Consider the following 24059-nt stretch of genomic DNA (forward strand, 5'->3'; position numbering starts at 1 on the left):
CATATGAAAAAACTTATCATTATGGCATTTGCATTTTTTATGATTGCTGCATGCCAAGATTCAGATCAGCGGTACACCCAACAATCTTCTGAGATTGAAACTGTAAAAAAGTTGATCAATAATTACAATAATAAAACGTATGATACCAGTATGTATGCTGATAGCTCAAAAACCTTTTACAATTCAAAAGATAAGAGTATGTCGCCATCTGAAACCATAGCCTATCATAAAGCTAATGACGAAAACTATTCCTCCAGAGGTTTTATGAGTGAAGATCAAGACTATGAAATGGTTAAAACAGACGATGGTCATACTTGGGTTAATTGTTGGCTAGATTGGAAAGGCACGTTGGCACAAACGGGCAAAGAGGTTATAATTCCAATTCATTTAACCTACCGCTTTATTGACGGAAAAATAGTTAGAGAAGTCGGCATGTGGGATCCTACCGAAGTTGTTCTTGCCCTACAGGGTGTCAATTTTAAAAACAGTCCGGTAATGCAAGCTGTCAATAAGGTAGTAGAAGGCTGGAATGCTCATGATATCAGTAATCTAAAATCTGTATCGGTTGAAAATCTAACAAGATCTTCTAATGGCAATGTAGATGTCAATAATATTAATGAATATGAAGGCTTCATGAATATTTTTGTAACTGCTTTTCCTGATTTTAAAGTAGCAATTGATGATGCCGCAATGAGCGGAAACAAAGTATATTTAAATTGGACAGTCACAGGAACACATAATGGAGATTTTATAGGTAATGCACCAACTGGTAAGAAAATGAAATCACACGGTTTTAGTGTCTGGACTATGAATGACGATGGAAAATTTACAAGAGAAGATGCTTACTATGATAATCTTGTATTGTATAACCAATTAGGCTTAAAGCCACCAAAAAAATAATAGCAATGCACTAACCAACCAACTTGTTATTATGTAAAAACCCTCTTAAAAAAGAGGGTTTTTTATGCTTGAGTAAATCTATAAGCCGAATTCTGTTACACAACACCAATAACTTGATGCCAGTACCTTATCATTTATCTGGATGTATTGTTACCAATACACTCTAGCTGCCTACCCTCCAACTATCGCACGTGCAGCGCTCAAACGTTGGTTTACATGACATTGCACCACATAGAGTTTACCTGGTTTCACTACAGCATGACCTGTACATTCTTTCTGTTGCACTTTTCCTAGCCTCACGACTGGTGGCTGTTAACCACTATGTTTGCACTATGGTGTTCGGACTTTCCTCCAAGACAATGAATGTCTTGACGATAAGGCGATTTACTACCGCAAAAGTAATTCATTTATTGTTAATAACTACTTTCAATTTCAGACTTCAAAATTCAGAAATCAGAATGGATTTTATATTTTTGTTATTCTAACAATTCTCAATGGAACATTTTGTTGTATCGGCTAGAAAATATAGACCACAAACATTTAAAGATGTTGTTGGTCAACAAGCCATTACCAATACGTTATTGAATGCTATTGAGAATAATCATTTAGCTCAAGCCTTATTGTTTACAGGACCGCGTGGAGTTGGAAAAACCACATGCGCTAGAATACTGGCAAAAATGATAAACAGTGATGGTAAAGAACGGGAAGATGAGGATTTTGCTTTCAATATTTTTGAACTAGATGCCGCTTCTAATAACTCTGTTGACGATATTAGGAATTTAACTGATCAGGTGCGTATTCCACCGCAAGTAGGCAAATACAAGGTGTATATCATTGATGAAGTCCATATGCTCTCACAGTCTGCTTTTAACGCCTTTTTAAAAACGTTAGAAGAACCACCAAAACACTGTGTCTTTATTTTGGCAACAACTGAAAAGCATAAAATAATTCCAACAATATTATCGCGCTGTCAAATTTTTGATTTTAAGCGTATCACAGTTACTGATGCCAAAGAGTACTTAAAATATATTGCTGAAGAACAAGGAATAGAAGCTGAAGATGATGCTCTTCATATCATTGCGCAAAAAGCTGATGGCGCTATGCGTGATGCGTTATCAATATTTGATCGAGTAGTGAGTTTCTCGGGAAAAAACCTTTCACGTCAAGCAGTAACCGAAAATTTAAACGTACTAGATTACGAAACTTATTTTAAAAGTACCAACTACATAATTGAAAATAAAATACCTGAATTACTTATTCAGTTCAATAATATACTGTCAAAGGGATTTGATGGTCATCATTATATAGCTGGTTTAGCTTCTCATTTTAGGGATTTACTAGTCTGTCAGAACTCTGAAACGGTTGTACTTCTTGAAGTTGGTGATGAAACCAAAGAGAAGTATTTAAAACAATCAAAACTAGCTTCAAAAGAATTTCTACTAAAAGGAATAGAACTAGCAAACGATTGTGATTTAAAATATAAAAGCAGCAAAAATCAACGCTTACTTGTTGAATTATGTCTTATGCAACTAGCCTCTATCAATTTTGATGGAGAAAAAAAAAATAGCAAAAACTTCATAATTCCTGCTAGTTATTTTCAAAATAAAGGTATCAAACCTATAGCAGTTGATAGGCATAAGAAAATTGATAAACCTAACTCGCAAGAAATTCAAAAGGGACAAAACAAAGAGGTAAATTCTGATGAAGAATTAATTAGCGAAAGTACCAATACACCAACAGCTGTTATGGAGCCAAAACGACCAAAGATTTCTTTGGAAGTAAAAAAGAAAGCAACATCAGGTCTTTCATTAAGCAGTATTCGCGCAAAAAAGGAACACCAAATAAAACAAATGGAAGTTGTGGTAGATGAGACCAATCTACCTAAAGATCCTTTTACTGAAGAACAACTCATATCAACTTGGAACACCTACGTTAAACAACTTGAAAAAAATGGTCAGTTTAATTTAGCCTCTATCTTGTCAATTGATACCCCAAAACTTACTGATACAACTATTAATCTTGAGTTTCCAAATGCTACAAATAAAGTTGAAGTTGAAAGGCAACAATATGATTTATTGGCGTATATAAGAAAAGAATTAAATAATTTTGATATTTCATTGGCTATAACCATAAATGAGGTTATGGAAAAGCAGTATGCCTATACAGCTCAAGAGAAGTTTGAAAAACTTAAAGAAAAAAACCCAGCTATTTCTGTATTAAGAAAAACATTTGGCCTAGATATTTAATAATATGAAAAATATTTTTTGCTTTCTCATACTTGTACTATCTGCAGTTGTTTTGGCTTGTACTGATGGACAAGAGCGCACACATAAATCAGCACAAGAAATTTTACAGGAAAACAAACTATTAGATTCATTTTCTGAAAAGCAAGTAAAATTCATTCCAGAAGCTTACGCCGAAAAAACGACTGATACCGTTTTTGACAATGGCTACGAAATTCATGTAAAAATGTATGCTAACATGAAAAACCATATTACCGTAAATTTGAATGGTGAAACGGTAAATTATAGAGATTTTAATTTAGATATTGAAGTCATAAAAGATGATAGGACTATACTTTCTTTAACTATTAGTAAAGACCATGACATTAATGAACAATTGAGTGATAATGTAAATTTAAATGAATATTATTTAAGAGATTTTTGGATTGCAAAAGAAAATAAGCATCACAAAGACATTCCTGGAATTTATTTTGAATATTATTCACCTACATCAAAAGATTCTATTATACAAGAAATATTACCATATCAGGAAAATGACATTAAATTTATGACTTCAGTCCTAACCAATTAAATATATGCTAGGCCTAAAACTTCCCACGGACCCAAGATGGGTAAACATTGTAGAAAAAAATATTGAAGATATTTTAACTGATCATGCGTATTGTGAGCAAAAAGCAGCAAGTACTGCCATATCACTTATTGTAAGCTTTCCTGAATATACAGAACTTGTACAAGAAATGATAGCCTTGGTTAAAGAAGAGATTAGTCATTTTAAAATGGTCCATGATAGAATTCTAGACAAGGGTTGGACTTTGGGTCGTGACCGCAAAGACGACTATGTTATTCAATTAGTAACCTTCTTTCCCAAAGGTGGTAGCAGAACGACACAATTAGTACATAGATTGCTGTACGCTGCATTAATTGAAGCAAGAAGCTGTGAACGCTTCAGATTACTATCTGAAGAATTACAAGATAAAGAATTGGCTGAATTCTACAGAAAACTTATGGTAAGTGAAGCTAATCATTACACCATGTTTCTAGGTTTTGCAAGGCAATATGGTAATAGAGAAGAAGTAGATAAAAAATGGCAAGATTTACTTGATTTTGAAGCCGAAATCATAAAGGATTTAGGTAAGAAAGAAACCATTCATGGGTAATTTGTATCTTTAGTCAAGATTCAACCTATTAATCATGAAGCAATTAGTATATGTTTTCGTTCTTCTTTTAAGTTTAGAACTTTCTGCTCAAGATATTATAGGTGAATGGTTTTTATACTCTATTACTATTGATGGTGATACCCAATCGAATACTTTTTCAAATGATTTTACAATTAATTTCATTGAAGATACTAACAATAATGAAATAAGCTTTGTAGGTCATGCTATCTGCAATGATTATGGTGGTACATTACCCAATGTAGATACGAGCATAACCATCGAGCTTAACTATTTTGACACCAATAATTGTGCTTATGAAGCTGAAAATCAATTTGAAGAAGATTATTTCTCGGTACTTCAATATAATAATCCAGCAATTTTCAACTATCATTTAGTAAGTGATAATCCGGGTTACAATAATAGAACGCTTACTATTACCAACGAAGATGGTGACATATTAACATTCGGTAAAGAACTGATAATCGAAGACAATCCTCTTGCTGGTGAATGGTTTTTGTATGAAATCTTAAATCCATCATCGTTTATTGATGAAATTCCCCAAATTGTAAGTATTGAGTTCATAAATAATACTGGTGTGACAGAAAACCCACTAATCATTAATGGAGTTTGTAATAGCTATACTAGTAATTATTTAACTCCTATTTACGAGAGTTCCTTCGCTCCTTTTGAACTTGATTGGACTCCTTCAGATTGCAGTTCTGATACTTTTAATATTGATATGCTATTACATGATCTCTTTAATCTGCAGTTTGAAGGAACATCAACTATAAATTATCAAATTACTGGTACAGGTAATGAAGCTCTTCTCGAAATTTCTCAAGTTCATTTCGGCCCTGGACATGCTGGCATTTTGTCTTATATTGGACGCTTTAGCAGACAGTTATTAAGTGTAGGCGATGTGAGTTCTAAAATGAACATAAGCATATTTCCAAATCCGACTGATGATTTCCTGCATGTTTCAAATTTAAAAGCATCACATTTAAACTATTCTATTTTCAGTACTGATTCAAAAAAAATCATTGATAATAAACCCGTAAATGGATCAAAAATTGGTGTGTCTTTTTTGGAAAAAGGAATATACATACTTCAAATAGGCAATCATTATTTTAAGTTTATAAAAAAGTAAAGCACAACTATTTAAAAAGCCTATGCTAGTTTAAATGAGATGTTTTTATTGGATTATTAGAAATACGTAGTAATTTTAAATGTTTGATTGGCTATGTGGTAATTTAAATTCAAGCTTACTACATAAAATTATTTACATTCTTTCCGATTTTACTAACTTGATGTAATGTTAAAATTTAAAATGGTTCACGACAGACTATTTTGCGTTGCTTTTGTTAGAGCGAAGTATCATGAAAATATTAGTTAGAAAAAACATTTATAAATAAAAAAACTCCAACACATTATCATGTATTGGAGTTAATTATAAAGTTGGTATTTAGTTAGATTTTTATACCTATACCAATTTGGATATTCGTGTTTTTTGCTTCTAATCCAGCTGGATTATCGTCTAAAATATTTGTAATACCATAATGGTATCTAGCATCAATAAAGATCTCATCAGTCACCATATATTCAAAAGCGCCAACACCGGAAAAACCAAAGTTTCTATAACCATCTTCAAACTCATGCACCTTAACACCTACTAGAGGTCCCGCACCTAATGCTATTTTGCTACCAATTCTAAATTTAACTAAAATCGGAGCTTGAATATAATCTACTCGTAAAGATCTGTCTTTCGCACCTTCAGCAGAAAACTGTAATTCAGGAGCCAAAGCTATGGCTGCTGATAAATCGTATTCTCCAAAAACACCAATAGCAAAACCATTCCTATGCTGATTATCAAAGGTAGGGTCTGGCTCGAAGTCTAAATTTGAAATATTATAGCCAACACGTAAACCATATTTAGCGTTTTGGGCATAAGACATTGAAGCTACAATTATAAAGGCCAATAATAGTATTGTTTTTTTCATAATTACATATTTTAATAGGTTCGTTTATATTGATTTAGATGTGGCTAATATAATTTAATTTGTGAAATATCATATATTAAAAAGACAAACTGCCTGATTTTTACTGTGTATTACTTGAAACCGTATCATAGTAAATGCTTTTAATAATTCCATCGGCTAGACCAATTTTAGGTACATAAATGTCTTTTGCTCCACTCCATTTCATTGCAGATAAATAAATTCTAGTTGCTGGTATGATAACATCTGCCCTATCCTGATTTAGATCTAATTCTGTGATACGTTCTTCATATGAATAGGATTGAAGCATGTTATAATAAGAGGTTAGATAAAAATAAGTCAATGGTTTCCCTAATGCTTTCCCTGAAATTTTAAATATTTTATTAATATTCCCACCAGATCCTATCACATCTATCTTTTCATAAATAGCCGTATGTTCTTTTATCCAAACCTCTAGCTCATTCCAAGTTTCTTTTTTAACGATATCATTTAGAAGTCTAACAGTTCCTATCTTAAACGAGCGTGATGTTATGGTTTTACCTAGATGAATCACGGTAAACTCGGTACTTCCTCCACCTACATCCACATATAGATAGGTTTTGTTGTCGTCTATAAAGGAATGTAAATCTGTTGCGGCAATGATAGATGCCTCTTCTTCACCTCCAATAATATCAATTTTTATATCAGTAGCAGCTAAAATGGCATTTGCAAGCTTTTCGCCATTAGAAGCTTCGCGCATAGCTGATGTGGCACAAGCCTTATACTTCTCAACCTTATGAGATTTCATGAGTAACTTAAAAGCTTCCATGGTATCCAGCATACGTTCCTTATTGACTTTAGATATCTTTCCTTTTAAAAACACATCAGCTCCTAAACGGATTGGAACTCGAACCAATGAGCTTTTTTTAAATCTTGGCGTCTTACCTTTTTCTTCTATAATATTAGCTATCAACAATCTAATGGCATTTGAACCAATATCAATAGCTGCATACTTTTTTATTGAAAGCATTTACTCTCTTAATTTATTTAAATAATATTCGTAGGTAGCAAATTGCGCACGAACTATAGGTTTTTTTCGCTTTTTATATTCATTGTTTTGCGTATCATTCAAAATACGTGCTTTTACATTGGCACTCCAACAAATATTAAAATTATCAATTAATTCCTGTTTGATATCTTCATTATAAATAGGACAACTTACTTCTACCCTATTTTCAATATTACGTGTCATCCAATCAGCTGAAGATATATAAATCTTAGCATCGCTATCATCTCCAAAGATATAAAGACGCGAATGTTCCAGAAATTTATCAACAATACTTATAACCTCAATATTCTCACTCATCCCTTTAATCCCAGGAATCAAGCAGCAAATACCACGAACTACCATTTTTATCTTTACGCCTGCTCGACTCGCTTCATAAAGTTTGTCAACCATTTTATAACTGGACAAACTGTTCATTTTTAAACGAATACCAGCTGGTTTGCCTAATTTTACTTTAATAATTTCTGTATCAATAAGCTTATAAAATGCTTTTTCAGAGTAATGAGGTGATGTAATAATATGCTTATACCTAAAAATCCTGTAATTGGTTTCAAAAAAGTTGAATACTTTATTTATGTCTTTTAGTATTTTTTGATCTGCCGTAAAAAGGGTGTAATCCGTATATATTTTAGCAGTAGATTCATTAAAATTACCTGTACTTATAAATCCATATCTTCTACTTTTACCATCTTCTTCACGTTCAATTACACACATCTTACTGTGAACTTTTAATCCTTGAACTCCAAAGAAAAGGTTAACACCTTCCTGCTGCATTTGTTCAGCATAGTCTATGTTTGCTTGTTCGTCAAATCTCGCTTGAATTTCTATAGAAACCGTAACTCTTTTACCGTTTTTGGCAGCATTTATAAGAGAACTTGCTACATGTGAAATTTGAGCCAATCTGTAAATTGTTATTTTTATTGTTGTGACTTTAGGGTCCAAGGCAGCTTCCCTTAAAAACTTAACCACATAAGAAAAAGTGTGGTAAGGTGTATGTATTAAATAATCTTTCTTTTTGATGGTTTGAAAAATACTCGTTTCAAGGCTTAAATCTTTTACTGGTAAAGGTTCTATTTTATCGTATAACAAATCATTTCTGCCCAAACTTGGAAAATCCATATAATCTCTACGATTATGGTAGCGACCACCTGGTATAATACTGTCTGTTGACTCAATTCCCATTTTATCCATTAAAAAAGACAGTGTTTTTTCGTCAATGGTTTTATCATAAACAAACCTGACTGGCTCTCCTATTTGTCTGTGTTTTACACTATCAGAAATTTTTTCAATAAAACTTTTACTTAAGTCACTCTCTAAATCCAACTCACCGTCACGTGTTATTTTGATCATATGCGCACTAATACTTTCATAATTGAAAATATTAAAAATATCATGTAAACAATAGCGTAATAAATCATCAAGCATCATGATGTAGCTATTACCTTCAGATTCCGGTAACACCACAAAACGGTTCATACTTTTTGAAATTTCAATTAGAGCATATTGATTGCTATCATCCTTCAAATCTAGTTTTACAGCCAAATAAGCAGCACTATCCTTAAGATTGGGTAATTCAACCGTATCACTTAATATTATGGTAACTAAAGCAGGACTAACTTTTTGAATAAAATAATTTTTAATAAAATTATGTTGGTCAGGTTTAACTTGTGTTTCATTAATTATAAAGATATTTTCGGCCTCCAATTTTTTATGAATCTTGCTCAATATCTCTAAACTATCACTCTGTTGCTTGATTACTATTTGAGTGATAATATCTAACAATTCATTAGATTTTATACCTCCTAACTCGCTTTTCCCTCCCTTACCAGCTTCAACAATGCGCTTTACAGTTGCGTAGCGGACTTTAAAGAATTCGTCTAAATTATTTGAAAAAATACCCAGAAACCTCAACCTTTCAATTAACGGAACGGTCTCATCATCTGCCTCTTGCAAAACTCTGGCATTAAATTGTAGCCAACTTACTTCGCGATTAATGTATCTATTTTGCGGTTCTTCTTTTGTCATTAAGCTTTCAGTTTATATTACAAATATATTTCATTTTTAATAGCTTAAAGGATAAGTATCGATAATTTGAAAAAAAAGCGTTTTTGTAGTATTTTTAATACAAATAGTGTTGTTTGTCGTAAAAATTATACACTTTATTGTGTAAAAAACTAAAAAATCAGTTGTATATTTTAATAAATTGTATAGATTTGCCTCAAAGGAATAATTTAAATAATATTAATTATGAAAACTAAACTACTTGTTTTTTGTGCTATTTTTTTTCTAACGTTAAGCACCAATATCTTTTCCCAAGATAAACCTCAAGGTATTATCAGTCAAAAAGTGGCTATAAAAAAATACCATGATAGAGACGAATTGAACCAAATGAATAAAGGTGAACTTTTAGATTTATATACGGAGCGTATAGAAGTAATTGTAAAAATTCTTCCAAATATTGCTTTTACAAATAAACCTGGTGTAACCATAAAAGATTTAGGAATTCCAGACACAAAAGAACACAGAAAAGCACTTGAAGAAAATAAAGAAGCTGCAAGTGACTATTTTGACAATACCATTGAGTTCCAGACAAAAATTCTTCCTTATTCTGATAAAACCAACTTAATAGCTGCTATTTTGTTTTATGAACAAACTTTAAAATCATTACATACTTATAATGAGTTTAACGAATATTAATAAGTAGCTGAATTTTAAAATAAAAAATCCTCTGAATGAATCAGAGGATTTTTTATTTTATGGACGAAGATATATCCCATAAAGAATGACCAAATAGTAAAGGTTTTTATCAATCATTCTTACTGGTTATATACCTTGTTTCACTAAAGAATTTTCAACCATCGGATTGAAACACATCGCAAAGTCTTCAATAAAGTGTTTATTCTGTAAGTTTTTACTTTCAAATAATATTAAAAAGTGTATTTCATCGATATTTTTTGTCTTTAAAAGAGTTTTTCCATATGTTTGACACTAAAGAAACCCAAAAATAAATATTGATAAAAAATCTACTTTACTATGAAAAATTTTACTCAAATTTTATGCTTATTCCTTTTAGCTTTTGGAAGCATAAACGCCCAACAAGAGAAAGGCATAGTTGGCTATAATAATTGGATGTCATCATGGACAGAGTTTCAGCCGAATAAAGTTGATTATGGTGAGCCTACCCAAATTCTTAGTGGTGATATAACCGAAGACACTAAACTTTTAAAGAAAAACACTTATTTATTATTAGGTAGCGTGTTTGTTACAGACAGCACAACCCTTACTATAGAACCAGGCACGGTAATCATTGGAGATTTTAAAACCAATGGATCTTTAACAATAAGTAATGGTTCAAAAATAATTGCCGAAGGTCTAGAAACTGATCCTATTATTTTCACGTCTAATAGAGGTGTAAAAAAACAAGGGGATTGGGGTGGTATTTTTATTCTAGGGGATGCACCTACTAATAAGTTTGGAAACGAGTCTGCCATCGATTTTGGTCTAAAACCATCATCTTACAAAAACGTCAGCTATGGTGGCGATTGCCCAGACAGTAATTCTGGTATCTTAAAATATGTTCGCATAGAATATGCAGGGAAAAGGACTAAAGAATATGGCTATTTTAGTGGTTTAACACTAGCTGGTGTAGGTCACCAAACAGTTATTGAAAATGTAATGGTTAGTTATTCTTATGGAAATTCTTTCAGTGTAATTGGTGGTGAAGTAAAATTAGATAAAACAATCTCTAATAGATGTAGCCGTAATGACTATGAATTTAATTTTGGTACACAATGTAAAATAACCAATTCTATTGCTATAAGAACACCTTATATTTCAGGTTCTGAAGGTTCAAAATGTATGTATGTTGCTTCATATGATAACCTTGATAAGGTTGATTTAACTAAAAAGAGAACCGATGTTCAAGCTGAAAACATGACTTTAGTAAATGTTAGTAATAATTTAGCTAATGATATAGAAATTGGTCTAGTAAAAGAAGCGCTATACATTGCACCCGAAACTTATGTTTCTTTGAATAAAACTGTTATTTCAGGGTTTAATCCAGCTGTGATATTGGACGAAGAAATTAAAATCAATAATAAAAGTTTAGATCGCATAAAATTTAGAGAAATGTATTTCAATAATTGTAATGGAAACATTTTTACAAAAGGTCATTCTAATAATGATGATTTGGAAAATTGGTATGGTAACAGCATATTCCAGAATGTCTATTCTAAAGGTGATGACAAAGAAACCTTTATTGATCTAAAAAACCCCAAACGCCCAGATTTTAGATTAAGAATCAATAAAATTATTGCTTCTAATGATTAAAACAAATCTATTAGAGGAGTAACAATTACAATTGTGCTCCTCTTTATAATATTAATTGGCTTACCCAAATCCACCTAATTAAACCTTAAACTACTATTGAATGCACAACTTTACTATCTCAAGAAAATTGTATGTTATTATTTGCTTGTTTGCTCTAATTAATAGTGCGAATGGGCAAATAGTTATTGGTACACCTAACTTGGGGTTTAGTCAGGCATGTGCTAGTGAGTCCTTCAATACTTATAATACAACCTTTGTATTTTCCCCGGAATCAAATTTAGAAGCCTCAAACCAATTTATAATAGAAATGTCTGATGCCAATGGTGATTTCACTGACCCAACAGTCTTATTTACATCTGCTGCTGGTTCGGTCACAACTTCGCCTGCTACTTTAAGTTTCTCAATACCAAATACAACAGCTGGTGAAGGATATAAAATAAGAATAAAAAGTACTGCGCCTGCTGCAACAAGTGCGAGATCAGCAGCTTTCGCTGCTTATTACAAAATCCAAGATAGTCCTTTTACAATAAACAATTTAGTGTCAACTGGAGCTTTTTGTTCTGGTGGCAGTTACTTGCTAACCATTGATAATCCAGGCACAGGTGATAATGATTCTCCCTTGAATTACCCGTCACTTACTTTTAACTGGTTTAAAGAAACTAGTCAAACTACTTCAGTTTTTGTATCGCAAGGAGAAACATTAGATGTTACTGAAGAAGGCACTTATTTTGCTGAAACTAATTATGGTACTTGTACTTCTGATTCTTTCTCAAACCGAGTAACCATTACTGAAGTGAATTCAGGTCAAGCTGATGTTACAATTAGTTCAAGCTTGGGAAATCCATTTTGTCCAGACCAAGGTTTAACAACATTAAGCACTATAAGTGGTAATAGTTACCAATGGTTTAAGGATGGTAATGCCATATCAAATGCAACAGGACAAATGTATCAAACTGATGAATCTGGAGTGTACTCAGTACAAGTCGATTTAGGCAGTTGCTCCGCTTCTGGATCCATTGATTTAGTAAGTGAATTATTTGAAGCAACAATAAATGTTGATGAAGAAAACACTATTGAAAATGGTGAAACATTAACTGTTATTATTTCATCAACTGCCATAAACCCACAATATCAATGGTACTTAAATAGTAATTTGATTTCTGATGCTACAAGTGACATGTATGATGCCACTGAATATGGTGATTATACGGTAGTTGTTTCAGAAAGTACTGGTTGTGAAGGTTCAAGAGAATTTATGTTTACAATTAATGAGCCAATTGACCCATTTCCAGATGTTGAAAAAATTCCAAATGTTATCAGTCCGAATGGTGACAGCGTCAATGATACATGGGTAATTCCAAATAAATATGTCAATGGAACCAATACTGAAGTTTTGATAATGACCAATCAAGGAAAGGTTGTTTTAAAAACCAACAATTACCAAAACAATTGGCCAGAAAACCAATTAAACCTAACTAGTATAAACCAAGTTTATTATTACATCATAACAACACAAGACAACGAAACAAAAAAAGGTTCTATAACCATTATAAAGTAAAATGAAAGCAATTGTGATAACCATATTATTTTTCTGCACTACGCAGTTTTTCTATTCTCAAGAAGAGGATGGTGTGGTTTCTCTTGCTTTACCAATACGGAATTCTTTAACCTATAATCAATATGCCATTAACCCTACATTTAGTTTTGTAAGACAGCAAAACAAATACATCAGTATTACCAATAAAAGAGAATGGATTCAATTTGAAAATGCACCACTTACCTATTTGGCAAGTTACTCAGGAAGGTTCAGAGAAAATATTGGTATTGGTGTTGGCTTATTTCAACAAAACTATGGTGTACTTACAACATTTGGTGGTATTGTAAACTTCGCTTATAATGCACAGTTAAATAGGGACAGCAATTTAACATTCGGTATCAATGTTGGCGCATATAGCAGCGGCATTAATAATGGAAACGTAGTTACCAATAATCCGGATCCATCTTTAGATAATATTCCATCTAACTTTTTATTAAGCGTAAGCCCAGGAATAAATTATGGTACTGCATTTGTTGATTTTGGTGTCACAATAAACAATGCTATTCTATATAACTTCAGTACTTCAGAATTAATTCAAGATAATCCTGAACAAGGTATTCAAGGCCATATAATGTACACTGGTTACATGTATAGTAATAGTTTTATTGATGAAAGTAAGTTTACAGGGCTTGCTAGAGTAGAATTTAGAGATGAAAACACAAACATTACTGGAACAGCTATGCTAACGATTCCAATGGGTATTTGGGCACAAGTTGGGTACAGTAGTTTATATGGATTACATGGTGGTTTTGGTCTAAATATTACCCAACAAATTTCTATAGAATATAATTATGAAAAAGCCATGGGTTCATTATCAAATTTTGGTTCAGCTCATGAGCTAACTTTAGCATACAAGTTTGCCAACAAAGAGCGCTATGATTACAGTCGTGAAGATGATGTAAGTGGTTTATTCACTACAAATAAAAAGAAGAAAAATACAGCAAAACCAACCAATACCAAAGCTGAAGCTAACAGAAAAGCATCTGCAATTGCTAAAGCTGAAGCTGAAGAACAAGCACGTATTGCGGCTGAAGCTAAAGCTCAACAAGAAGCTCAAGAACAAGCACGTATTGCTGCGGAAGCTAAAGCACAACAAGAAGCACAAGAACAAGCACGTATTACGGCGGAAGCTAAAGCACAACAAGAAGCCCAAGAGCAAGCACGTATTGCGGCCGAAGCTAAAGCACAACAAGAAGCCCAAGAACAAGCACGTATTGCTGCTGAAGCTAAAGCGCAACAAAAAGCCCAAGAACAAGCACGCATTGCCGCTGAAGCTAAAGCACAACAGGAAGCCCAAGAACAAGCACGTATTGCTGCGGAAGCTAAAGCACAACAAGAAGCGCAAGAACAAGCGCGTATTGCGGCTGAAGCTAAAGTACAACAAGAAGCCCAAGAACAAGCACGTATTGCGGCTGAAGCTAAAGCACAACAAGAAGCCCAAGAACAAGCACGTATTGCGGCTGAAACTAAAGCACAACAAGAAGCCCAAGAACAAGCACGTATTGCGGCTGAAGCTAAAGCACAACAAGAAGCTCAAGAACAAGAACGCATTGCTGCTGAAGCTAAAGCACAACAAGAAGCCCAAGAACAAGCTAATGAAAATATCATTCCAGAAGCTACTGACGCACTTGCAAAATCAATGAATGATTTAGCCAATGAAACTGAAAACTCTAAAGAAGTGCAAGCTGATCTTTTAAATGAGTTAAAGGCTCTGGTTGCTAGTAAAGATCAAGATCTTAAAGACTTAAAAGAAGAAAACGATTTAAGCGAACAAGGTATTTATATGGAACCTAAACCTTTTAAAAGTATTTCTGCTGAAAATGCAAAATTAGAGGCTATCAAATCAGATTTAGACAATGCCATAAAATCACGTAGTTCAAAAATCAAAGAGTTAGAAGAACTTTATGAGCAAAGACAACAAATTGATACTATTGAAATGGATGAAGTGAGTTTGTTCTATAAAAAGACCATTCAGAAATTAAAATCTGAACAAGCCACAGCAATAAAAACAAAAACTGATTTAGAAGCACAGTTAATTGACATTAAGGTAGCAACCGATTATGAAAGAAAACGTAGAATTAAGCGTGCCGCCTATAAGAATGAAGAAGATAGATACTCTCAAGACAGAGCAACTTTAAAAGCTATCAAAGAGAATACAGAATTAAGTTCAGAACCACTGACAAAAGATGATTTCGATTTTGGAGAAGAACGCAGTGGAAATATTGAAATAATGAAGAATGTGGCAAATGTTGATGAAGGTTATTATATGATTTTAGCTGTTCATAACGACGTTAGCAAAAGGGACGAGTTCTTAAGAAAAGCTGTAGCATCAGGAGAAAGCAATATCAACTTCTTCTACGATGTAAACACGAGTAAGTATTACATCTATGCAAACAAATTTGATAACATAAACGAAGCCAACCAAGCACAAAAAACTAAAGGATTAAAAGCATATAACAACAAAATGTCGATTGTAAAAATCGAAGATTAAAATATAAACAACTCGCTTTTCGAAAGACATTGCCCCAAGTCACGAAAAGACAAATATAAATAACATGAAAAAGCCTACTTATTCAAAAATCGCTCTTATTGCATCACTGATTTTTATTGGGTTACAAAGCTATGCCCAGAACTATGTGCCATTCACACCTAGGTTTAATCAGGACTTACGTGGAGATATTGTTTTAATTGGTAACAATATTCTTGGCCCAGATAATAATGCTTTTAATGACAATAATACCTACAATCACAATGTAGATATGCAATATATTGACATAGACGGTGATGCTTCTACTTTTAGTTCTTCAAGTGCTGATTTAGAAATACCAAACCCGAATTGTTATAGAATTATTTATGCGGGTTTGTATTGGGGAGCCGTAACTAATGGTGATGAGCCAATAACCAATGTGAAGTTGAAAGGCCCAACTGGTGGATACAATGATGTAACGGGAACCATCATATACGATGCCAACGGATCGGCTACAGGCAATAGCTTTCCGTATTCATGTTATGCTGATGTAACATCAATTGTTACTAGTTTTGGCTCTGGTGCTGATTTAGGTACCTATACCGTAGCAAATGTATCCAGTGCTTTAGGTGAAACTGCTACTTTTGATCCATATAATGGAACTGGTTTTTCTGCAGGATGGTCTTTATTCATTGTATATGAAGACCCAACCATGCCTGGAAAATCTATTACGAGTTTTGATGGTTTTAGTGCTATAAGTAGTTCAGTAAACGTGGATATTCCCATTTCTGGATTTAGAACCGTTCCCGCTCCTGCCCCTGTAAGAGCTAATTTGGCATTTGCAACATTGGAAGGTGATAAACCTATTCAAAATGACCGTTTAGAGTTAAATGGTGTACCAATGTCTGCTGCAGACAGACCAGCAAATAACTTTTTTAATAGTTCTGTTACGCGATTAGATGCAACACCTGTTAATAACAGAGTACCAAATAGTACGAATACTTTAGGTTTTGATACAGGTGTAATGGTTGTGCCTAACCCAGGAAACTCATTAATTGCTAATGATGCTACTTCTGCAACGTTTAGTTTAGTCAGTGATCAGGATGTTTATTTTCAATATTTCTTTGCATTTGCAGTTGAAATCATTGAACCTAATATTGTTCTGACTAAAATCGTAGAGGATGACGCTGGAAATAATATTGGTGGACAAACAATAGGTCTCGGACAACCTCTAAATTATATAATTGGTTTTCAAAATGTAGGTAATGACCACGCTACTAATTTTCAGATTAGAGATATTCTTCCAATAAATATCATATTTAATTATCCTACAGATTTAGTATTGCCTCCTGGTGTTACAGTTGCCAGTTACGATCCTGGAACACGTGAAATTATCTTTAATATAGCAGATTATTTAGTTGAAGAAAACGATCCTGTTTATGAAATAAGAATTGAAGCGCAAACGGTTGAAACCTGTAATGAATTAGCCGATTCATGTTCTAATATAATTAATAACCAAGCATTTGCATCGTACTATGGTTTTTACAATCCAAATTTTTACGTAACTGATGACCCTAGTTATAGCAGTAATACAGGTTGTTTAATTTCACCCCAAGCAACCAACTTTTTGGTAAATCTTGATTGTGAATTTGTTCAGGATATTTCACTTTGCGGAGATAGTGTTTTGGTAACAGCCGCTGATGGTTATGACTCCTACTCTTGGTCAACAAGTCCTACAGGAACTCCTGAAATAGGTACAGGTCAAAGTATTACAATAACCTCAACTGGCACCTATTATTCATTTAACAATGCCATTGCACCATGTCAGTCTATAGTTCAACAATATAATGTTTCTGTTTTTGGAGGCAGTAGTTTAACGAACCCTGTTATCCCTTATGCTGATGAAGTAGTTACTTGCCCTAATGATGGTAAACCATTGCCAAACATCTTTTTATGTGGTGCCAATGATATTAGAGAAATAGAAACTAACATCGCTGGAGCTACTTCAATTATATGGGAACAGTTAGATGAATCTAGCTGTGCTCCTGTTACTGATCCTGATTGTGCCAATGAAAATAGCGCTTGTACATGGAATGAAGTCGCAACTGGACCAAATTATGTAGCAAACACAGCTGGTCAATTTAGAATCACAATAAACTTTGAAGGTGGTTGTTTTGCACAATTTTATTTTAACGTTTATCAAAATATATTGAATCCGACTGTAACCTCAACAGATATTATTTGTACAACACCTGGTTCCATTACGGTTAATAATGTTCCTAGTGGTTATGAATACAGTATTGATGGTACAAACTTTCAAGCAAGTAATGTGTTTACAGTTCCTACACCTGGAACTTACACAGTTTACATCAGACAGGTTGGAATTGATACCAACCCATGTATTTTTACTGTACCAGATGTACAAATCAGAGCTCGTGATTTTACAGTATCCAATATCGTAACACAACCACTTTGTCATGGCGATTTAGGAAGTATTCATTTAGCTGCAAACGATGTAGATCCGCAATATTTCTTTGCCATTTATGATGGTGGCACACTTGTAAACGGTGTGGGTCCAATAACCGAAAACAGTTATACGTTTGCTAACCTCAACCCTGGAGTATATACTGCCGTAATTGAAACTGAAGACGGTTGTACCCATACTGAAGATATTGAAATAATTGAACCCCCATTATTAACGGTTACAGCTGCTATTACAATACCATTAACTTGTACCGATGGTGAAATAACAGTGTATCCTGAAGGAGGAACACCGCCATACTTCTATTTTATAAATGGTTCTTCGGATTTTCAAACCGTTCCTGAAATAGTTGTTACTAGTGCTGGAACTTATGATATTACTGTTATAGATTCTAACAACTGTAGCGCCAGCACAACTATTGAAGTTGAATCAATACTTGCCCCAGAATATACAGTTTCAACCACTGATTTGGATTGTGCTGGAGATTCTAATGGCTCAATTATTTTTAATGTAACCAATGCCAATGGCAATAGTTTAGAATTTAGTATTGATGGTGGTGCATCGTATTCAAACTCATCGACCTTCACCAATTTACCTGAAGGCAATTATGATGTCGTTGTTCAATATTCGTTTGGTGGTTCAGTTTGTAATTCCGACCCACAAACAGTTACTATTTCATCACCTGACCCAATAATTGGTACCGCAACCCTAACAGCTGCTTATACTTGTACATCAGATGGAACAATTACTGTCACAGGAGTTTCAGGTGGGACACCTCCTTACATGTACAGTATTGATGGCGTAAATTTTCAAGCAAGTGATACATTTACTGGATTAACAACAGGAACTTACACAATAACCATTCAAGATGCTAGTGACTGTACCTTTATTACAAATGATGTGACTATTGACCCATTAAATCCTCCAACCGGTTTAATGTTCGATCATACACCTTTGACCTGTCCATCTAATACAACAACGGTAACTATTACTGGTACAACTGGAGGTGTTGGTATTTTAGAATATCAAATAATAGCACCAGCATTTGCTGTAACACCTTATCAAACATCTAATACCTTTTCTGGTTTAGTTCCTGGAACCTATACATTTCAGGTAATTGATGAGAACGACTGTACCTATAGTGAAACATATACTATTGACCCATTACCTACACCAACGGTCGCTACTGTATTGACTGAAGATTTAGATTGTACATCAGATCCAGATGCCGTAATTACCGGAACTATTTCTGGTCCTGCTCCATATACTTATGCTGTATCTATTAATGGTGGAAGTTACACTGGTTTAGGTGCAACCGGAACAACGTTTACTTATAGCACCATAACTCCAGGCACGTATCAATTTGAAATTACAGATGCCAATGGTTGTACTGCAGAATCTATGGTACACACCATCAATCCTATCGTGCCACCAGCAATTAGTTTTATTACCCAAACACAGCCCATATTATGTAACGGTGATTCCAATGGCGCAATTGATATTACTATTGATACATCGGTTGGAACACCTCCGTTTGTTATCAATGTGCATAATGACACAACAGGAACCGATTATGGAACACAAACTTCTGGATTGCCAGCTGGTACTTATACTATAACAGTAACGGATGCCAAATCATGTACAGGAACAGATACCATAACTATTAGCGAACCAGATCCCATACTTGTAAATTATCATACAGTAGATATTTCATGCACGGGTGGAGGTGTGTCTCAAGGCTCCATAATTATTGATGGTGTAACTGGTGGAACAGCTCCTTACAATTACTTTGTTACGGGAACCAATGGATATTCAAATTCTGAAACAAATTCAACCGGAACAACTTCTGTTAGTTTTGATGTTGTTGATTTTGGACTATATCAAGTCAATGTTGTAGATGCAAACGGTTGTTCAGTACTAATCCAAGATGTGATTGTTGCATCGCCTCCTTCAGATTTAGATATCTCTGTTTCTTCAACTGTGGATTGTGCTACTGGCGGAACAGCTGTTGTGAGTATTGGTAGCACTTTAAGTAGTTCAGGGCCATTTTTTTTCAGTATTTATCAAGGTGCAATTTCAGTATATCCTAATCCACCAGGATCATGGATTCCTGAAGATGCTCCTGGAAGTGAATCGGCTACTTTTACTGGGTTAACACCTGGTGTTACATACACTTTTATTGTATATGACGCGTCAACTAATTGTAGTTATTATGAGCCTGCAACTACGCCTATTCCCACTAACTCTACATTGACTGTTAGCGCTGTTAGTGCCAATAACATCACCTGTACAGGAAGTGCTGATGGTAACGTTTCCTTTACAGTTAACAGCTCTTATGGCGTTGCTACAAATATCAGCTATGAAATTTTTGATTCATCTACATTAGTATCTACAGGGATTTCAGGAACTGGAACAGTTACAGCAGGAGGATCTGAAACAATTACAAATTTAGGACCATTGCCATATGGGAATTATTATGTACTTATTAATGAAACATCTGGGCCAAATGCTGGCTGCGGAATAGTTACGGCACCATTTAACATAACGGAATCTGCTATTCCATTAAGTCTGACAGTGTCAGTAGATCAAAATGCAAATTGTAATGCCAATTCTGGAGTTATTAGTGCGGTTGGTCATGATGGAACAGCTCCATATCAATATCAAATAACAACTAGTGCAACAGCTCCACCTGCAAATGATACATCTTGGGCGTCATCAAGTACATTTAATATGGATGCTGGGAATTATTATGTGCATGTACTCGATGCTTATGGTTGTATTGAAACAAGCCCAGTAGTAGTTTTACCTATGGATCCAACTCCAGTTATTTCTGCGACTTTGACTGATCAATGTACAACAGCTGAAGGTAATTTTGAAATTGATGTTACATTAACAAATGCTGGAATACCTCCTTATAGTTTTAGCATTAATGGTGGTGCTTTTCAAACACAAACGGCTCCTTTTACGATTTCTAACTTATATTCTGGAACCCATACTATTGAAGTCAACGACGCCAATGGTTGTGGTAATTTAGTTACTGTAACTATTGAGGCACCATTAAACTTAACGCCTTCAGTTACGGCTACTCCAACATGTAATGATAATGATGGAGAAATAACAGTTACTGCTATTGGTGGTTCTGGTTCTTACACATATAGTATTAACCCAAATCCTGCTTCTATTAGTTTAGCTGGGAATGTGTTTTCAGGTGTACCATCTGGATTATATACCATAACAATTACTGATACAGCAACATCATGTTCAGAAGATGTACAAATTTCATTAACTGCTGCTGTTCCACCATCAATTAGTCTGACACCAACAGCAATAACGTGTTTTGGTGGTAATGATGGTTCTTTTGAAATATTAGTAAATGGTTATGCTGGAGCCTATAATTATGAAGTTTTTGATAGCACAGCTACATCTGTAACTGGTGTTGTTAATGCTAATACTTCTACTAATCCAATTACTGTTTCAGGTATGTCGGCTGGAAGTTATTCAGTTGTTATGACAGCGACTGAATCTCCATTTTGTTCTACTACTTCAGATATTATTATTAGCTCACCAACTGAAGCCATAGCATTGATGGTAAATGAAACCTCAAATGTAACTTGTGATAACATAAACGGTACAATTACTGCCATTGCAACAGGTGGTTGGGGAGATTATGAATATGAACTGACTGGTACTACTACTATTGCATATTCAACTAATAATACGTTTACAGGTTTATCTGCTGGATCATATACCGTGAATGTTAGAGACTCATCAGGTTGTACAGCTTCAATGCCTATTACACTTGTTGAACCAACACCAATCAATGCTACATTCACACCAAGCACTACACTATTGTCTTGTTTTGGTGATCAAAATGCGACTATTACGGTTTCTAATGTCACTGGCGGTCAAGGAAGCAACTATTCCTATACTTTGAATACTATTTTACCAACACCTAGTACATCAGGCCCTCAAACATCCAATGTGTTTTCTAACTTGGGTGCTGGAACTTATAATGTAATTATTACTGATGGTTTTAACTGTGAGACTTCATCTCTAGATATTGTAATTGACCAACCAACACCTATTGAAGTAGATTTAGTAACAGCTTCAACACAAAGTTGTTTAGTTGATGCAACTCTTACTTTAAGTGCTTCTGGTGGAACAGGGCCTTATACCTATAGTGATGATAGTAGTTTTTCTACTGTTTTAGGATCATTTACAGCATCAACGACTTTTTCTGTTAGTCCAGGAACATACGCATATTATGTTATGGATGCCAATGGTTGTGTTAACAATGTATCCAATGAAATTACAATTGATACCTTACCTACTCTACTGATTAATTTAGAATCTACTAATCCAACAATTAATTGTGCTGGTGATAATACAGGTTCAATTGTAGCAACAGCTCAAGGTGGATTAGGAAACTATATTTACACCCTACAGGATACTGCTGGAAATACCATTCCTGCAACACAAAATTCACCTGGTGTCTTTACAGAACTTGTTGCTGGCACTTATGTAGTATATGTTGAAAGTGGCGATTGTGATACTGCAACTGCACCAATTACTATTACAGAACCTACTACACAATTAGATGCTACTTTTGTGGTTAATGATGTCACGTGTACAGGATCGGAAGACGGTGTTCTAGAAATTACAGCTAGTGGTGGTACTGGAATTATCAAATATGCCATTTCACCACAATTAGACCAGTTTTTTGAAACCAGTATTTTTGAAAATTTAGCTCCCGGCGATTATGATGTCATTGTTCAAGATGAGTTGGGTTGTTACTTAACGTTCAACTTTACCATTACGGAACCTATACCAGTTATTATCAGTATCGTAGCAGATTCTATGTTTCCAGAAGTATGTGAAGGTGATTTAGATGGTGAATTTAGTATTGATATTTCAGGTGGAACCGCTCCATATAGTGTGAGTTTAGGTAACTATGATGGTCCTTATACTGCAGGATCTGCAACTCAAACACAATTTGACTTTACAAACCTTGGTGGTGGCGATCATACCGTATTTGTTAGAGATAGTCAAGGTTGCGAATCTGAATGGAATATTACATTCCCTGAATCGGTAAGCATTAACCCTATTGTAGTTGTTGAATATAATTGTGTTAATAATGCACAAAGTAATACAGTTACTGTTCTAGTAGATGATAGTATTACCAATCCAGATGATTTAGATTACTCATTAAACGGTGGTCCTTACCAAGCAAGCAATGTATTTATAGATGTGCCAGCTGGCAATGGACATTATATTGATGTGAGACATACCAACGGCTGTATTCAAACTACTGAATTTTTTAATATTGATATAGTCGAACCTGTTACTTTGGTACTTAATGAAACTGACCTTAATGAATTTACTGCGATTGCTAATGGTGGTACTGGAGATTATCAATTCACTTTAAATGGTGAAGATTACGGTAGCACCAATACCTTTATTATTACAGAAACTGGCGAATATGTTGTTGTTGTAACTGACAGTAGTGGTTGTACAGCTATGGCTACCATTTTCATGGAGTTTGTTGATATCTGTATTCCTAATTATTTCACACCGAATGGCGATGGTGTTGCCGATTATTGGACGCCTGGTTGTACAAACAACTATCCTAACCTAACCTTCTCAATATTTGACAGGTATGGTCGTAAAATTGTCACACTAAATGTTGGTGAAAAATGGGATGGCAGATATAATGATAAAGAACTACCAACTGGTGATTACTGGTATGTAGTGAACTTAAACAGCTCTAATTCGGACCGTGACTTTGTTGGTAATTTTACACTTTACAGATAATGATGATGCATGATGAACTTGACAACTAAACTTA

13 protein-coding genes and 1 other RNA gene are annotated in these 24059 nt (G+C 34.2%); 10 read left to right on the forward strand and 4 right to left on the reverse strand.

Annotated elements, in window-relative coordinates; translation table 11 throughout:
• Window positions 1–3: 3 nt before the first annotated feature.
• Window positions 4–900 carry an ester cyclase gene (locus tag C1S72_RS11640; RefSeq protein WP_104735905.1) on the forward strand — a complete coding sequence of 299 codons (897 nt, stop codon included), beginning with the start codon at window positions 4–6 and terminating at the stop codon, window positions 898–900.
• A gap of 65 nt (window positions 901–965) precedes the next feature.
• On the opposite strand, the gene rnpB is transcribed toward C1S72_RS11640, so the two are convergent.
• Window positions 966–1291: RNase P RNA component class A (gene rnpB, locus C1S72_RS11645), an RNA gene on the reverse strand.
• Window positions 1292–1394: 103 nt separating this feature from the next.
• Between rnpB and C1S72_RS11650 the strand changes: the two genes are divergently transcribed.
• From C1S72_RS11650 to C1S72_RS11665, 4 genes are read left to right on the forward strand one after another with little or no spacing between them, the layout of a single operon-like run.
• Complete coding sequence (locus tag C1S72_RS11650; protein WP_104735906.1) at window positions 1395–3146, forward strand: DNA polymerase III subunit gamma/tau; 1752 nt, start codon at window positions 1395–1397, stop codon at window positions 3144–3146.
• Window positions 3147–3150: 4 nt separating this feature from the next.
• Window positions 3151–3714 (forward strand): hypothetical protein, encoded by a 564-nt coding sequence (locus C1S72_RS11655; RefSeq protein ID WP_104735907.1) that lies wholly within the window; start codon window positions 3151–3153, stop codon window positions 3712–3714.
• 4 nt (window positions 3715–3718) lie between these two features.
• Entirely contained in the window at window positions 3719–4300 is a 582-nt protein-coding gene (miaE, locus tag C1S72_RS11660) for a tRNA-(ms[2]io[6]A)-hydroxylase (protein WP_104735908.1), read from the forward strand.
• Window positions 4301–4334: 34 nt separating this feature from the next.
• Complete coding sequence (locus C1S72_RS11665; protein ID WP_104735909.1) at window positions 4335–5447, forward strand: T9SS type A sorting domain-containing protein; 1113 nt, start codon at window positions 4335–4337, stop codon at window positions 5445–5447.
• Between the two features lie 319 nt (window positions 5448–5766).
• Here the strand turns inward: C1S72_RS11665 and C1S72_RS11670 are convergent, their stop codons facing one another.
• The 3 genes from C1S72_RS11670 to ppk1 form a co-directional block, all read right to left on the reverse strand.
• The gene (locus tag C1S72_RS11670; protein WP_104735910.1) at window positions 5767–6297 is read right to left on the reverse strand and encodes a porin family protein; all 531 of its coding nucleotides are present in this window, start codon (window positions 6295–6297) and stop codon (window positions 5767–5769) included.
• A gap of 100 nt (window positions 6298–6397) precedes the next feature.
• Window positions 6398–7303, reverse strand: a complete 906-nt coding sequence (locus C1S72_RS11675) for a Ppx/GppA phosphatase family protein (protein WP_104735911.1) — start codon at window positions 7301–7303, stop codon at window positions 6398–6400.
• Window positions 7304–9364, reverse strand: a complete 2061-nt coding sequence (gene ppk1 / locus C1S72_RS11680) for a polyphosphate kinase 1 (RefSeq protein WP_104735912.1) — start codon at window positions 9362–9364, stop codon at window positions 7304–7306.
• A gap of 222 nt (window positions 9365–9586) precedes the next feature.
• Here ppk1 and C1S72_RS11685 point away from each other — a divergent pair, with 222 nt between their 5' ends.
• The 5 genes from C1S72_RS11685 (at window position 9587) to C1S72_RS11705 (ending at window position 24025) form a co-directional block, all read left to right on the forward strand.
• Window positions 9587–10036 (forward strand): hypothetical protein, encoded by a 450-nt coding sequence (locus C1S72_RS11685; protein ID WP_104735913.1) that lies wholly within the window; start codon window positions 9587–9589, stop codon window positions 10034–10036.
• Window positions 10037–10372: 336 nt separating this feature from the next.
• On the forward strand, window positions 10373–11668 hold the full coding sequence (locus C1S72_RS11690; RefSeq protein ID WP_104735914.1) for a hypothetical protein: 1296 nt from the start codon (window positions 10373–10375) through the stop codon (window positions 11666–11668).
• A 100-nt stretch (window positions 11669–11768) separates the two neighbouring features.
• Window positions 11769–13226: a T9SS type B sorting domain-containing protein gene (locus C1S72_RS11695; protein ID WP_104735915.1), complete on the forward strand. Its 1458-nt coding sequence runs from the start codon at window positions 11769–11771 to the stop codon at window positions 13224–13226.
• Window position 13227: 1 nt separating this feature from the next.
• Window positions 13228–15756, forward strand: a complete 2529-nt coding sequence (locus C1S72_RS11700; RefSeq protein ID WP_104735916.1) for a PorP/SprF family type IX secretion system membrane protein — start codon at window positions 13228–13230, stop codon at window positions 15754–15756.
• Window positions 15757–15820: 64 nt separating this feature from the next.
• Window positions 15821–24025 (forward strand): T9SS type B sorting domain-containing protein, encoded by an 8205-nt coding sequence (locus tag C1S72_RS11705; protein ID WP_104735917.1) that lies wholly within the window; start codon window positions 15821–15823, stop codon window positions 24023–24025.
• The last annotated feature ends 34 nt before the right edge of the window (window positions 24026–24059 follow it).

It is taken from the genome of Hanstruepera ponticola, from assembly GCF_002940745.1.
Taxonomy (GTDB): domain Bacteria; phylum Bacteroidota; class Bacteroidia; order Flavobacteriales; family Flavobacteriaceae; genus Hanstruepera; species Hanstruepera ponticola.

Excerpts from the sequence above, each read along its gene's own strand:
- C1S72_RS11655 (WP_104735907.1), top strand. The coding sequence starts at position 3,151 with ATGAAAAATATTTTTTGCTTTCTCATACTTGTACTATCTGCAGTTGTT.
- C1S72_RS11640 (WP_104735905.1), top strand. The coding sequence starts at position 4 with ATGAAAAAACTTATCATTATGGCATTTGCATTTTTTATGATTGCTGCA.
- C1S72_RS11670 (WP_104735910.1), bottom strand. The coding sequence starts at position 6,297 with ATGAAAAAAACAATACTATTATTGGCCTTTATAATTGTAGCTTCAATG.
- C1S72_RS11695 (WP_104735915.1), top strand. The coding sequence starts at position 11,769 with ATGCACAACTTTACTATCTCAAGAAAATTGTATGTTATTATTTGCTTG.
- C1S72_RS11705 (WP_104735917.1), top strand. The coding sequence starts at position 15,821 with ATGAAAAAGCCTACTTATTCAAAAATCGCTCTTATTGCATCACTGATT.
- C1S72_RS11685 (WP_104735913.1), top strand. The coding sequence starts at position 9,587 with ATGAAAACTAAACTACTTGTTTTTTGTGCTATTTTTTTTCTAACGTTA.
- miaE (WP_104735908.1), top strand. The coding sequence starts at position 3,719 with ATGCTAGGCCTAAAACTTCCCACGGACCCAAGATGGGTAAACATTGTA.
- C1S72_RS11700 (WP_104735916.1), top strand. The coding sequence starts at position 13,228 with ATGAAAGCAATTGTGATAACCATATTATTTTTCTGCACTACGCAGTTT.
- C1S72_RS11650 (WP_104735906.1), top strand. The coding sequence starts at position 1,395 with ATGGAACATTTTGTTGTATCGGCTAGAAAATATAGACCACAAACATTT.
- C1S72_RS11665 (WP_104735909.1), top strand. The coding sequence starts at position 4,335 with ATGAAGCAATTAGTATATGTTTTCGTTCTTCTTTTAAGTTTAGAACTT.
- ppk1 (WP_104735912.1), bottom strand. The coding sequence starts at position 9,364 with ATGACAAAAGAAGAACCGCAAAATAGATACATTAATCGCGAAGTAAGT.
- C1S72_RS11675 (WP_104735911.1), bottom strand. The coding sequence starts at position 7,303 with ATGCTTTCAATAAAAAAGTATGCAGCTATTGATATTGGTTCAAATGCC.
- C1S72_RS11690 (WP_104735914.1), top strand. The coding sequence starts at position 10,373 with ATGAAAAATTTTACTCAAATTTTATGCTTATTCCTTTTAGCTTTTGGA.